Genomic DNA, 11,680 nt, shown 5'->3' with positions numbered 1-11,680 from the left:
CGCCGAAGTTCACCCGGCGGCACATCCTCCCGGATCATCAGCGCCCGCATGGTCCGCTCCACGCCGATGAATCACGAACGCCCGCGTCGGCTCAACCCCAAAAGTCAGAACTTTGCGCGCCGGGTATAAGGTGGCGGAAGGCCCGCAGGAAGGCCTCGACATCCGCCTCGTCGTTGTAGACGTGCGGACTGATGCGCATCCGCCCGAGGCGGGGCGCGACGTGCACCCCCTCCGCCGCCAGCGCCTCGACCAGCCCCTCCTTCATGCCGCCAGGGAATTCCAGGCTCAGCACGTGCGGGGCGCGCAGCCCCGCCGCCGGCAGCCGCACGCCCGTTCCGCGCAGCCCCTCGGCAAGCATCGCGGTGAGCATGGCGAGCCGCTGCTCGATCGCGGCCTGGCCCCACTGCGCCATCATCTCCATGCCGACCGCGGCCATCTCGAGCGTGATGAGGTGGTCGCGCTCGCCCATGTCGAAGCGCCGCGCGCCTTCGGCGAAGCGGAGATCGGCGAGGTAGGGCGCGCGCTCGGCGGCGACGGCGCGGCGGGAGTGGCTGGTCTGCTCGAGCGGCACGCCCCGCTCCTGCCAGCGCCTGGCGACGTAGAGGAAGGCGCGCCCGTAGGGGCCGAGCACCCACTTGTAGGTCGGGAAGACCAGGAAATCCGGATCGGTCCGGCGGACGTCCACCGCCATCACGCCGACCGCGTGCGTCACGTCCACCAGCAGCGCCGCGCCCGCCGCGCGCACCGCGGGGGCCACGCGCTCGAGGTCCACCACGCCGCCATCCGCCCAGTGCACGCTCGAGATCGAGGCGAGCGCCAGCGGCGCGGCGCCGGGGCGGGCGATGGCGCGAGCACGGCCGCGGTCCAGTCGCCGTCCTCCGGCCGCCGCACCGCCTCCACCGCGAAGCCTCCGGCCGTGGCGCGCGTGATCCATTCGAGTGTCGGCGAGGAATGGTCGTCCTCCAGCACCAGCACCCGCGCCCCGCGCGGGATGGGGAGGATCCTCCCCGCCGTCGCCACGCCGTAGCCGACCGAGGGGATGAGGGCGATGTCCTCGGCCTCGGCGCCGATCAGCGCGGCGGCAGCGGCGCGGGCGCGCGCGAACTGCCGCGCCTGGTGCTCGGCTCCCCAGGTCCAGGACCGGGCCTTGCGCTCGACCCCGGCGTGGCCGGCGGCGAGAACGGCACGCGGCAGCGGCGACCAGGAGGCGGCGTTGAGATAGGCAACCTCGTGCGGGAGGTCGAACTCGGCGCGCTGGCAGGGCAGCATGGCGGGCGGATCCTCCGTCGCGCCGAGCCTAGGCCGGCCTGTGCGCTCTCGGCCAGCCCTCGCGGCGCGAAAGGGCCGTCCGCGACCGGACGGCCCTTTCCCCCTGTCCGTTCCCGTCGCGCGGCGCAACCGGTCCGCGCAAGTCGTCCGGCGCGCCGATCTGGGCGCAGGACAGGCCGGCCGCGGTCGGTCCTAGTGCACGTCCGCCCAGATCTTGCGCTTCACCGCGTAGACCAGGCCGCCGAGGACGGTGAGGAACAACACGATCTTCACGCCGAGGGCGCGCCGCTCCTCGAGCTCCGGCTCCGCCGCCCAGGCGAGGAAGGTGGTCACGTCGCGCGCCATCTGCTCGACGGTGGCCTGGGTGCCGTCGTGGAAGCTCACCTGGCCGGCGTTGAGCGGCGGGGCCATGGCGATCTGGTGGCCGGGGAAGTAGCGGTTGTAGTGCATCCCCTGCATCACCTCGACGCCCGGGGGCGGGTCAGAGTAGCCGGTGAGCAGGGCGTAGATGTAGTCGGCGCCTCCCTCCCGGGCCTTGACGATCACCGAGAGGTCGGGCGGCAGCGCCCCGTTGTTCGCCGCGCGCGCCGCCTTCTCGTTGGGGAAGGGGCTGCGGAAGCGGTCCGAGGGACGGCCCGGCCGCTCGAACATCTGGCCCTCGTCGTTCGGCCCGTCCTGCACCTGCACCGTCGCGGCGATCGCGCGCACCTCGGCATCGGACAGGCCGAGAGCGGTCAGGTTGCGGTAGTAGAGCTGGCGCAGCGAGTGGCAGTTGGCGCACACCTCCATGTACACCTGCAGGCCGCGCTGGGCGGAGGCGCGGTCGAAGGTGCCGAACAGGCCCTCGAAGGAGAAGCGCGTGTTCGGGAGCGCGATCGCCTCCTCCGCCGCGCGGAGCGGGGCGGGAGCGGCGGCGAGCAGCGCGGCGCCGAGCGCGGCGGCAAGCGTGAGCAACGGACGGCGCATCGTCTCAGGCCTTCTCCATCGGCTTCGCCGCGGCCACGGCGGGCAGCGGGCCGCCGCCACGCAGCACGGGGCGGCTGATGCTCTCGGGCAGCGGCAGGGTCCGCTCGAACCGCCCGAGGAGCGGCAGGATCACCAGGAAGTAGGCGAAATAGTAGGCGGTCGCGAAGCGCGCGAGCCACACGTAGATGCCCTCCGGCGGCTTGGCGCCGCAGTAGAGCAGCACGAAGAAGGCGACGGTCCAGAGGAACAGCGCGATGCGCGCCAGCGGGCGGAACCGCATCGAGCGCACCGGGCTGGTGTCGAGCCAGGGCAGGACGAACAGGATCAGGATCGAGCCGAACATCAGCACCACGCCGCCGAGCTTGTTCGGCACCGCGCGCAGGATCGCGTAGTAGGGCAGGAAGTACCACTCGGGGACGATGTGCGGCGGCGTCACCAGCGGGTTGGCCGGGGTGTAGTTGTCCGGGTGCCCGAGCATGTTCGGGAAGAAGAACACCAGGATGGCGAACACCGCGAGGTAGGCCACCAGCCCGACGCTGTCCTTCGCCGTGTAGTAGGGGTGGAACGGCACGGTGTCCTGCGGCCCCTTCGGATCAATGCCGAGCGGGTTGTTGGAGCCGGTGACGTGCAGCGCCGCGACGTGCAGGAACACCACGCCGACGATCACGAAGGGCAGCAGGTAGTGCAGGCTGAAGAAGCGGTTGAGGGTTGGGTTGTCCACGCTGAACCCGCCCCACAGCCAGGTCACGATCGAATCGCCGACCAGCGGGATGGCGCTGAACAGGTTGGTGATGACGGTGGCGCCCCAGAAGCTCATCTGCCCCCAGGGCAGCACGTAGCCCATGAAGGCGGTCGCCATCATCAGCAGGAAGATCACCACGCCCAGCATCCACAGGAGCTCGCGCGGCGCCTTGTAGGAGCCGTAGTAGAGCCCGCGCCAGATGTGGACATAGACCACGATGAAGAACATCGAGGCGCCGTTGGCGTGCACGTAGCGCAGCAGCCAGCCGTAGTTCACGTCGCGCATGATGCGCTCGACGGAATCGAAGGCGTGGTTGACGTGCGGTGTGTAGTGCATCGCCAGGAAGACGCCCGTCGCGATCATGATCAGCAGGTTGACCATGGCGAGGGCGCCGAAGTTCCACAGGTAGTTGAAGTTCCGGGGCGTCGGGAACGTCCCGTACTCCTTCTGCAGCAGGGTGAAGACCGGCAGGCGCGCGTCTATCCAGCGCACCACCGGATTCCTGAAGTCGCTCTGGTGCAGGCCGCTGGCCATGGATCGCGGCTCTCCTCAGCCGATGCGGATCTGGGTGTCGGAGATGAAGGCGTAGGGCGGCACGGCCAGGTTCGCCGGCGCCGGCCCCTTCCGGATGCGGCCCGAGGTGTCGTAGTGGCTGCCGTGGCAAGGGCAGAACCAGCCGCCATACTCGCCCTTCGGGTCGGTCGGCTTCTGGCCGAGCGGCACGCAGCCGAGATGCGTGCAGACGCCGACCATCACCAGCCACTCGGGCTTGATCACCCGCCGCTCGTCCGGCTGCGGATCGCGCAGCTCCGCCAGGTTGACCTCCCGCGCCGCCGCGATCTCTTGCGGCGTGCGGTGGCGCACGAACACCGGCTTGCCGCGCCAGACCACCGTCACTGCCTGCCCGACCTGGATCGGCGCGAGGTCCACCTCGGTGGTCGAGAGCGCGAGCACGTCGCGCGAGGGATTGAGCGAATGAATGAAGGGCCAGGCGATCGCGCCGGCGCCGACGACGGCGAAGGCCCCGGTGACCAGCGTCAGGAAGTCGCGCCGCTTCTCGCCATGCTCCGCCGCGGCGCCGTGCGCCTCCGGCCCAAGAGGCGTCCCGGGATGGGTCGCCAGCGTCTCCGCCATGCCGTTTCGTCCCCAACCGACGGCCCGGTCCCGCCAACGGGACCCGCCGCATGTCCAACCGTATCCGTCCGGACAACGACCGCGCCGCGCGAATCGCAGCCCCGGCCGCGCCGGAACGGCCCGCCTGCGCTGCCGCGCCCGCGCCGCGCGCGCTTATAAGGGCACCTCCGGGGGGTGGCAATCCGCCCGCCGCCCCCCTCGCCCGCCCGAGGAGATGCACGGACGCCATGACCGCCACGCCCACGCAGCCGCCCGCTCCTGCCGACCACCCGCTGGCGGCGCCCGCCCGGGCCTGGTTCGAATCGCTGCGCGACCGGCTCTGCGCCGCCTTCGAAGCGATCGAGGAGGAGTGCGACGCCGGCCCCTTCGCCGCGCTCCCGCCCGGCCGCTTCGTCCGCACCGCCTGGGACCGTCCCGGCGGCGGCGGCGGCGTGATGAGCGTGATGCGCGGCGGCCGCGTGTTCGAGAAGGTCGGCGTCAACGTCTCGACCGTGCACGGCGTGTTCACCCCGGAATTCCGCCGCCAGATCCCGGGCGCCGAGGAGGACCCGCGCTTCTTCGCCACCGGCGTCTCGCTGGTCGCGCACCTGCGCAGCCCGCGCGTGCCCGCGGCGCACATGAACACTCGCTTCCTCGTCACCACCCGGGCTTGGTTCGGCGGCGGCGGCGACCTCACCCCGATGCGCCTCGATTCGCCGGAAAGCCGGGCCGACGCGGCCGCGTTCCACGCCGCCCTCAAGGCCGCCTGCGATCGCCACGACCCGACCTACTACCCGCGCTTCAAGGCCTGGTGCGACGAGTACTTCTTCCTCCCCCACCGCAACGAGCCGCGCGGCGCGGGCGGGATCTTCTTCGACTGGCTCGGCGACCGCACCCCGGGGCACGGCCTCGAGGCCGACTTCGCTTTCGTGCGCGACGTCGGCGAGGCCTTCCTCGCCGCCTACCCGGCGATCGTCCGCCGCCGCATGGGCGAGCCCTGGACGGCAGAGGAGCGCGAGCACCAGCTCGTCCGCCGCGGCCGCTATGTCGAATTCAACCTGCTCTACGACCGCGGCACGCTGTTCGGGCTGAAGACCGGCGGCAACGCCGAGGCGATCCTGATGAGCCTGCCGCCCGAGGCGAAGTGGCCGTGAGGGAGGACCGCCGCCTCGCCCGCGGCGCACCGCCCCGGCCTCGACGATCGAGACCGGGGGCTGCCGGCAGGCGCGGCGCGAAGCCCGTCCGGCCCGGCCGCTCCCGGAACGCCGCCTCGCTCCGCGCGCACCTGGCCGAACATCGCCATCATCCGATGTCGGCCGTGCAGGCGACCGCGCCGCGAACGTCCTCGCAAGGGAGGCAAGGCCCCCGCCGGCTCTGCCGCCGCGCCGGCCCGGCGCGGCCGACAACATCAGCCCCGACAGGATCGCCGCCGCGCGGGAAGGGCGGCTCTCCGGCCCGCGTCCGAAGGGGGCCCGAGGAAGCGCGCCCGCCTATCGCTCCCCGCCCGGCCAGTCCAGCCGCGGCTCGCTCCGTGCCCCGCCCGGGCCGCCGCGCGGGGGCGGCGGCGCGTCGGGCCAGTGCGGCGGCGGCGGAATCGGCGGCCGCGCCCGCGGCGGCACATAATCGTCGCGGCGCGACGCAGGCTGCGGCGGCGGATCGATCCAATCGTCCTCGACCGCCGCGCCCGCCGCTCCGGGGCGTCCCGCGCCCCGCCCCGGCGGCTCCGCCAGGCGCAGCGCGAGCGCGCGGATCTCGGCCTGGATCTCGTCAAGCTGCGCCTCGATGCCATCGAGCCGGCCCTTCACGCCGAACACGCTGAACGGCATCAGCACATAGGCCAGCGCCAGCAGGCCGAGCAGCAGCAGCAGCGCCAGCCCGACCCAGTCGGGCAGCCCGGGAATGGTCAGCCGGGCGGCGAGGTCCTGCAGCGCGGGGATCATTCAGCCCCCGGTCACGCTCATGTGGCGCGCGAGCGCGGGGCGGCGGTGCCGGCGGTCGATGACGAAGTCGTGCCCCTTGGGCTTGCGCGCGATCGCCGCGCGGATCGCGGCCTCGAGCCCGGCCTCGTCGAGGTCCGGATCGCGCAGCGGGCGGCGCAGGTCGGCCGCGTCCTCCTGGCCGAGGCACATGTAGAGGGTGCCGGTGCAGGTCAGGCGCACGCGGTTGCAGCTCTCGCAGAAATTGTGGGTCAGCGGGGTGATGAAGCCGATCCGCCGCCCGGTCTCGCGCACCAGGTAGTAGCGGGCGGGCCCGCCGGTGCGGTAGTCGGTCTCCTCGAGCGTCCAGCGCGCCTTGAGCCGCGCCCGCACGAGCGAGAGCGGCAGGTACTGCTCGGTGCGGTCGCCGCTGATCTCGCCCATCGGCATGGTCTCGATCAGGCAGAGATCGAAGCCGTGCTCGCCGCACCAGGCGATCAGGCGGTCGAACTCGTCCTCGTTGACGCCCTTGAGCGCGACCGCGTTGATCTTGACGGCGAGGCCGGCGGCCCGGGCGGCGAAGATCCCCTCAAGCGTCTGCTCGATCCGTCCCCAGCGGGTGATGGCGGTGAACCGGGCCGGGTCGAGCGTGTCGAGCGAGACGTTGACCCGCCGCACGCCGGCGGCGAAGAGATCCGCGGCGAGGCGCGCGAGCTGCGTGCCGTTGGTGGTGACGGTCAGCTCGCGCAGGCCGCCTGCGCCGAGGCGGGCGCCGAGCGCACGGAACAGGCCGATGACGTTCTTGCGCACCAGCGGCTCGCCGCCGGTGAGGCGGATCTTCTCGACGCCGAGGCGGATGAAGGCGCCGCAGAGGCGGTCGAGCTCCTCGAGCGTCAGCACCTCCGCCTTGGGCAGGAAGGTCATGTCCTCCGCCATGCAGTACACGCAGCGGAGGTCGCAGCGGTCCGTCACCGAGACGCGGAGGTAGGTGATCCGCCGTCCGAACGGATCCACGAGGGGGGCGACGGCGCCGGGCGCGTCCCCGGAGGCGGCCGGCGGCAGGCGGATGTCGGCGGACATGGCGTCCGGGATTTGGGGCCCTCCGGGTCCGGCCCGCAAGCCCTCCCTGCGGCATTTCCGCTCCGCTGCCGCCGGGGGGCGGCGGCCCCGCCGCCGGCCGCCGCATCCCGTCAGGCGAGGAGCGCGACCCCGCCCGCCCCGACCAGCACCAGCAGCGCGAACCGGCGGTACCAGCGCACCGGCACCACGGGGAACAGCCGCGCCCCGATCTGCACCGAAAGCAGCAGCACCGGCAGCAGCACCGCCGCGCGCAGCAGCACCGCCCGGTCCAGCAGGCCGCCGAGCGCTGGCGCCACCACCGAGATCACGGCGATCAGGGCGAAGAACAGGATAAGGTTGGCGCGGTGCCGCCGCGCCTCCTCCGTCCCGGCCAGCAGGTAGAGGATCACCGGCGGCCCGCTCATCCCGGTCGCCCCCTTGAGCAGTCCGGCGGCCGCGCCGACGGCGAGGTTGAGGCCGAGCGGCCGGGTCCCGCGATAGCGCCAGCCGGAGAGCAGCAGCAGGCCGAACGCCAGTACCAGGGCACCGATGACGCGGCGCAGCAGCTCGCCGTCGGCGCTCAGCAGCGCCCAGGCGCCGACGGGCGTCGCCACGGCCGCGGCGGCGCCCAGCGGCAGCACTACCCGGCGGTCGGCGTCGCCGAGGGCGCGCGGGAGGAGCTGGACCGAAACCAGCAGTTCCATGAGCAGCATGACGGGCACGCCGGCGCGCGGGCCCCACAAGGTGCTGTATATTGGTGACAGGAGGATCGCGGTGCCGAATCCGGCGTAGCCCCGCATCAGCCCGGCGATGGCGGTGGCGAGCAGGGCTGCCGCCGCGTCCCAGCCGAGCAGGACGTCGCGAATTGCGAGCAGCGTCTCGTTCACGCGTCCGAATCGTCCAGAATCTGCAGACTGATCCGCGTTGCGTTGATCAAGACCTTTCCGGCATGTTCGAAATTGACGGTGATCCGGTCGCCGATCACCGACTGCACCTGCCCGACTCCCCAATCGGGGCGATCGGAATGGCGGACGCGCATGCCGGGTTCGATCAGGGCGGGCACGGGGCCTCCGGGGGAGGGAGCGAGGTGAGAAACGGAACGGTCAGCATTTCGACGAACCATAGCCCGTTGCGCCCGCCGCCGCAGGACCACCGCACGATGCCGCAGCGCTTCCGCCTCGCCCAGCTCGTCGCCGCCCGCATCTGCCATGATCTCGGCGGACCCGCCGGGACGGTGGAGGGCGCCCTGTCCCTGCTCGGCGCCGGGTCGGAAGAGGCGCTCGCGGTGGCGCAGGAGGGGGCGGCGGCGTTGCGCCTGCGCCTCACCCTGTTCCGCGCCGCCTGGGGCGGCGGGCTTGGCGACACCTCGCTGGCCGAATTGCTGGCCCTGCTCGACGGGCAGGTGGCGGGGGGGCGGGCACGCATCGTGCTGGCCGACGGCCTCGCGCCGCAGGCGGCGGTGTTTCCCGCGCCGCTGGCGCAGGTCCTGCTGAACGCCCTGCTGCTCGCGGGCGACGCCCTGCCGCGCGGCGGCACGATCCTGCTCGGCGGCGATCCGGCGGAGGTGCTGATGGTGCGGCCGGAGGGCGAAGGTGCGGCTTGGCCGCCGGGCCTCGCGGCGGCGCTCGCCGCCGGGGGGCTCGATCCTGCGCTCGCGGTCGGGCTGCGCGGGGTGCGGGCGCCGGTGCTGGCGGCGCTGGCCGCCGACCTCAAGGTGCCGGTCGCGCTCGGCCTCGGCGGTCCGCGCGCGGCCGGGCCGGCGCCGCTGCTGATCGGGCCGGCGCCACCGGCCGGGCCCTGACGCCGCGCGCGGCACCGGCCGGCCGCCGCGCCGGCTTTACCGAATCTTCTTCCCCCGCCCGCATCCTGGTGCGGTGACCGACCGACGCGATGCCGCGGGGGCGCGATGGACGATCTGCTCGCCGACTTCCTGACCGAGACGCACGAGGGGCTGATCGCGCTCGACGCCGCGCTGCTCCGCCTGGAGCGCGCGCCGGACGACCGGCCGACCCTGTCCGAGATCTTCCGCCTCGTGCACACGATCAAGGGCACCTGCGGCTTCCTCGGCCTCGCGCGGCTCGAGAAGGTGGCGCACGCGGCGGAGAACGTGCTCGGCCGCTACCGCGACGGCACGCTGGCGGTGACGCAGGACGGGATCAGCCTGATCCTGCGGGCGCTCGACGCCATCCGGGCGATCGTCGCCGGGCTGGAGGCGAGCGGCGCCGAGCCGCCGGGCGATGACGCCGCGCTGATCGCAGCCCTCGACGCCGCGGCGGAGGGCGAGGCGCCCGCCGCGGCCCGGGCCGCGCCGCCGGCCGCCGAGGACGCCGCGCCGGAGGCCGGGGGCGCCGCCGCCCCTGCCCCGGAGGCCGCCGCCTCCGGCCCGGCCCCGTCCCCGGCAGCGGCCGCGGCCGGCCCCACCGCGGCCGGCCCCGCGGCGGGCGGTGCGCCGCAGACCATCCGCGTCTCGGTGGACGTGCTCGAGGACCTGATGATGCTGGTGAGCGAGCTGGTGCTGACGCGCAACCAGCTCCTCCAGCTCGCCCGCGCCCAGGGCGATTCGGCGCTGACCGTGCCGTTGCAGCGCCTGTCGCACATCACCTCCGACCTGCAGGAAGGGGTGATGAAGACGCGCATGCAGCCGATCGGCAACGCCTGGGCCAAGCTGCCGCGGCTGGTGCGCGACCTCGGCCTCGAGCTCGGCAAGAAGATCGCGCTCGAGATGCGCGGCGCCGAGACCGAGCTCGACCGCCAGGTGCTCGAGCTGATCCGCGACCCGCTGACGCACATGGTGCGCAACAGCGCCGACCACGGGATCGAGACGCCGGAGGAACGGCGCGCCGCCGGCAAGCCGGAGACCGGGCGGATCACGCTCAGCGCCTGCCACGAGGGCGGGCAGATCGTGCTCGAGATAGGCGACGACGGGCGCGGCCTGCCGGTCGAGAGGATCCGCGCCAAGGCGCTCGCCCAGGGCCTCGCGACCGAGGCCGAGCTCGCGCAGATGAGCGAGCGCGAGGTCCTGCGCTTCATCTTCCGCCCCGGCTTCTCCACCGCGAGCCGGGTCACCGCCGTCTCCGGCCGCGGGGTCGGGATGGACGTGGTGCGGGCCAATGTCGAGCGCATCGGCGGCACGATCGACCTGCGCTCGCGCGAGGGGCAGGGCACCACCTTCACCATCAAGATCCCGCTCACCCTCGCCATCGTCTCGGCGCTGATCGTCGAGGCCGCGGGCGAGCGCTTCGCCATCCCGCAGATCGGCGTGGTCGAGCTGGTGCGCGTCGGCGCCGGGACGGACCATCAGGCGCCGCGCGTCGAGCGGATCAAGGACGCGCCGGTGCTGCGCCTGCGCGACCGGCTGCTGCCGCTGGTCTCGCTCGCCGACCTGTTGCGCCTGGAGCGTCCTCGGGGGACGGACGCCGCGGCCGAGGAGCGATTCGTCGTCGTCACCCAGGTCGGCGCGCGGGTCTTCGGCATCATCGTGGACCGCGTGTTCGACACCGAGGAGATCGTGGTCAAGCCGGTGGCGCCGATCCTGCGGCACGTGACGATGTTCTCCGGCAACACCATCCTCGGCGACGGCAGCGTGATCATGATCCTCGACCCGAACGGGATCGCGCGCGCCACCGGCGTCGCCGGCGACGGCGCGGGCGAGGAGTCCGGCTCGGCCGGCGCGGCGGAGGATGCCGCCGGCCTCGCCGCGACGGCGGCGCTGCGTTCGGACGCGAAGACCGCGATGCTGCTGTTCCGTGCCGGCGGCGAGGCGACGCCGAAGGCGGTGCCGCTCGGCCTGGTGGCGCGGCTCGAGGACATCCCGCGCGAGCGGATCGAGCTCTCGGGTGGGGTCCCGGTGGTGCAGTACCGCGGCCGGCTGATGCCGCTGGTGCCGCTCTCTGCCGGCGGCTGGCCTGCGGAGACGGCGCACGGCGGCGGACGCCAGGCGGTGCTGGTGTTCAACGATCGCGACCGCGCCATGGGCCTGATGGTGGACGAGATCCTCGACGTGGTGGAGGAGCCGCTGCGGATCGAGCGCGGCCCGGCGCAGCGCCCCGGCTATCTCGGCAGCGCGGTCCTCCAGGGCAGGGTGACGGACGTGATCGACACCGCGTGGTGGCTGCGCCAGGCCGGGGAGGACTGGTTCGCCGCTCCGCCCGCCGGCGCGGAGGGCGGCGCGCGCCACGCGGTGGGCCCGCGCCTCCTGCTGGTGGAGGACAGCGCCTTCTTCCAGCACCTCGTCGTTCCCGCCCTCGCCGCCGCGGGCTACGCCGTGACGGCGGTGGGATCGCCGCTGCAGGCGCTGAAGCTGCGCGAGGCGGGCGCGATGTTCGAGGCGATCGTCTCCGACATCGAGATGCCGGAGATGGACGGCTTCGCATTCGCGCAGGCGGTGCGCGGCGGCGGTCCGTGGGCACGGCTGCCGATGATCGCGCTCACCGCCCGGGCCGATCCGGCCGACGCGGCGCGCGGCCGCGCCGCGGGCTTCACCGACTACGTCGGCAAGTACGACCGCGAGGCGCTGCTCGCCTCCCTGCGCGAATGCCTCGCGCCGCCGGTCGCGCTCGCCGCGGCCGACCCTCCGGGCGAGGAGGGGCACGCGGCGTGACCGGCCGGCGCCAGG

General features: G+C 73.6%; 12 protein-coding genes. 3 read left to right on the top strand and 9 right to left on the bottom strand.

Going from position 1 to position 11,680, the window contains the following annotated elements; all coding sequences use genetic code 11:
* Positions 1-91 precede the first annotated feature (91 nt).
* The 5 genes from K1J50_RS02860 to petA form a co-directional block, all read right to left on the bottom strand.
* On the bottom strand, positions 92-772 hold the full coding sequence (locus tag K1J50_RS02860; protein ID WP_369413509.1) for an aminotransferase class V-fold PLP-dependent enzyme: 681 nt from the start codon (positions 770-772) through the stop codon (positions 92-94).
* Positions 709-1,269 carry a hypothetical protein gene (locus tag K1J50_RS02855; protein ID WP_220115913.1) on the bottom strand — a complete coding sequence of 187 codons (561 nt, stop codon included), beginning with the start codon at positions 1,267-1,269 and terminating at the stop codon, positions 709-711. The genes K1J50_RS02860 and K1J50_RS02855 overlap by 64 nt, the downstream gene beginning before the upstream one ends.
* Before the next feature lie 192 nt (positions 1,270-1,461).
* A complete protein-coding gene (locus K1J50_RS02850) occupies positions 1,462-2,235 on the bottom strand; it encodes a cytochrome c1 (protein ID WP_220115912.1) in 774 nt (257 codons plus the stop codon).
* A gap of 4 nt (positions 2,236-2,239) precedes the next feature.
* Complete coding sequence (locus K1J50_RS02845; protein WP_220115911.1) at positions 2,240-3,511, bottom strand: cytochrome b; 1,272 nt, start codon at positions 3,509-3,511, stop codon at positions 2,240-2,242.
* Positions 3,512-3,526: 15 nt separating this feature from the next.
* On the bottom strand, positions 3,527-4,111 hold the full coding sequence (gene petA / locus K1J50_RS02840; RefSeq protein ID WP_220115910.1) for a ubiquinol-cytochrome c reductase iron-sulfur subunit: 585 nt from the start codon (positions 4,109-4,111) through the stop codon (positions 3,527-3,529).
* Between the two features lie 227 nt (positions 4,112-4,338).
* Here petA and hemF point away from each other — a divergent pair, with 227 nt between their 5' ends.
* Positions 4,339-5,244, top strand: a complete 906-nt coding sequence (gene hemF, locus K1J50_RS02835) for an oxygen-dependent coproporphyrinogen oxidase (protein ID WP_220115909.1) — start codon at positions 4,339-4,341, stop codon at positions 5,242-5,244.
* A 336-nt stretch (positions 5,245-5,580) separates the two neighbouring features.
* Here the strand turns inward: hemF and K1J50_RS02830 are convergent, their stop codons facing one another.
* The 4 genes from K1J50_RS02830 to K1J50_RS02815 all read right to left on the bottom strand — a co-directional run bounded on the left by K1J50_RS02830 (position 5,581) and on the right by K1J50_RS02815 (position 8,104).
* The gene (locus K1J50_RS02830) at positions 5,581-6,030 is read right to left on the bottom strand and encodes a hypothetical protein (RefSeq protein ID WP_220115908.1); all 450 of its coding nucleotides are present in this window, start codon (positions 6,028-6,030) and stop codon (positions 5,581-5,583) included.
* Positions 6,031-7,086: a GTP 3',8-cyclase MoaA gene (moaA, locus tag K1J50_RS02825; protein ID WP_220115907.1), complete on the bottom strand. Its 1,056-nt coding sequence runs from the start codon at positions 7,084-7,086 to the stop codon at positions 6,031-6,033.
* 110 nt (positions 7,087-7,196) lie between these two features.
* A complete protein-coding gene (locus K1J50_RS02820; protein WP_369413508.1) occupies positions 7,197-7,952 on the bottom strand; it encodes a TSUP family transporter in 756 nt (251 codons plus the stop codon).
* Positions 7,949-8,104 (bottom strand): DUF3553 domain-containing protein, encoded by a 156-nt coding sequence (locus K1J50_RS02815; RefSeq protein ID WP_255574858.1) that lies wholly within the window; start codon positions 8,102-8,104, stop codon positions 7,949-7,951. The genes K1J50_RS02820 and K1J50_RS02815 overlap by 4 nt, the downstream gene beginning before the upstream one ends.
* Positions 8,105-8,224: 120 nt before the next feature.
* Between K1J50_RS02815 and K1J50_RS02810 the strand changes: the two genes are divergently transcribed.
* Together K1J50_RS02810 and K1J50_RS02805 are read left to right on the top strand one after the other, a co-directional pair.
* Complete coding sequence (locus K1J50_RS02810) at positions 8,225-8,866, top strand: histidine phosphotransferase family protein (RefSeq protein WP_220115905.1); 642 nt, start codon at positions 8,225-8,227, stop codon at positions 8,864-8,866.
* A gap of 105 nt (positions 8,867-8,971) precedes the next feature.
* Positions 8,972-11,665, top strand: coding sequence for a hybrid sensor histidine kinase/response regulator (locus K1J50_RS02805; RefSeq protein ID WP_220115904.1), 2,694 nt, complete (start codon positions 8,972-8,974; stop codon positions 11,663-11,665).
* Positions 11,666-11,680: the final 15 nt, after the last annotated feature.

Source organism: Caldovatus aquaticus, from assembly GCF_019458025.1.
Lineage (GTDB): Bacteria > Pseudomonadota > Alphaproteobacteria > Acetobacterales > Acetobacteraceae > Caldovatus > Caldovatus aquaticus.
The sequence above is the reverse complement of the archived record's forward strand: the minus strand, read 5'-3'. Positions and strand labels throughout refer to the sequence as shown.

What these genes read in the sequence shown, in the direction of transcription:
- petA (WP_220115910.1), bottom strand. Translation starts at nt 4,111, where the DNA reads ATGGCGGAGACGCTGGCGACCCATCCCGGGACGCCTCTTGGGCCGGAG.
- moaA (WP_220115907.1), bottom strand. Translation starts at nt 7,086, where the DNA reads ATGTCCGCCGACATCCGCCTGCCGCCGGCCGCCTCCGGGGACGCGCCC.
- K1J50_RS02855 (WP_220115913.1), bottom strand. Translation starts at nt 1,269, where the DNA reads ATGCTGCCCTGCCAGCGCGCCGAGTTCGACCTCCCGCACGAGGTTGCC.
- K1J50_RS02805 (WP_220115904.1), top strand. Translation starts at nt 8,972, where the DNA reads ATGGACGATCTGCTCGCCGACTTCCTGACCGAGACGCACGAGGGGCTG.
- K1J50_RS02830 (WP_220115908.1), bottom strand. Translation starts at nt 6,030, where the DNA reads ATGATCCCCGCGCTGCAGGACCTCGCCGCCCGGCTGACCATTCCCGGG.
- hemF (WP_220115909.1), top strand. Translation starts at nt 4,339, where the DNA reads ATGACCGCCACGCCCACGCAGCCGCCCGCTCCTGCCGACCACCCGCTG.
- K1J50_RS02810 (WP_220115905.1), top strand. Translation starts at nt 8,225, where the DNA reads ATGCCGCAGCGCTTCCGCCTCGCCCAGCTCGTCGCCGCCCGCATCTGC.
- K1J50_RS02845 (WP_220115911.1), bottom strand. Translation starts at nt 3,511, where the DNA reads ATGGCCAGCGGCCTGCACCAGAGCGACTTCAGGAATCCGGTGGTGCGC.
- K1J50_RS02850 (WP_220115912.1), bottom strand. Translation starts at nt 2,235, where the DNA reads ATGCGCCGTCCGTTGCTCACGCTTGCCGCCGCGCTCGGCGCCGCGCTG.
- K1J50_RS02815 (WP_255574858.1), bottom strand. Translation starts at nt 8,104, where the DNA reads ATGCGCGTCCGCCATTCCGATCGCCCCGATTGGGGAGTCGGGCAGGTG.